The sequence below is a fragment of the Hydrogenoanaerobacterium saccharovorans genome, assembly GCF_016901815.1.
Classification (GTDB): Bacteria; Bacillota; Clostridia; order Oscillospirales; family Ruminococcaceae; genus Avimicrobium; species Avimicrobium caecorum.
On the sequence record NZ_JACSNR010000040.1, the window covers coordinates 1 to 409 of the forward strand.

Annotated in this window: 2 tRNA genes; both read left to right on the forward strand. The window is 52.1% G+C overall.

The features are described 5' to 3' along the window. Positions 1 to 44: 44 nt before the first annotated feature. Positions 45 to 120: transfer RNA gene (locus H9X81_RS11575), tRNA-Ala, on the forward strand. 37 nt (positions 121 to 157) lie between these two features. Beyond that, positions 158 to 234 (forward strand) — tRNA-Ile (locus tag H9X81_RS11580). Positions 235 to 409: the final 175 nt, after the last annotated feature.

The following is a 409-nucleotide window of genomic DNA, read 5'->3' on the forward strand; positions in this document are numbered from 1 at the left end:
TTCAAAATGGGGAAGCGAAGGCGAGAGTCCACAGCCTCTGATACGGGGGTGTAGCTCAGCTGGGAGAGCACCTGCTTTGCACGCAGGGGGTCAGGAGTTCGATCCTCCTCATCTCCACCAGGAGAGGGTGTGGAATGGAGACTGGCTTCCGAAACGCGGGCTAATAGCTCAGCTGGTTAGAGCACACGACTGATAATCGTGAGGTCGGTGGTTCGAGTCCACTTTAGCCCACCATAGCTTTTGCGGCACAGGGAAAGAGAAGCGGTTACGACACGATTCAACCGAAGGTATAATCGGTAAAAGCGGAGAGTGACTCGAGTCCCGGGCCCTGGGACGGAAAAGCGAAACTTGCACATTGAAAATTGAACAATGAAAACGAAACGAGAATAACTGTAAAGCAAATTATGGG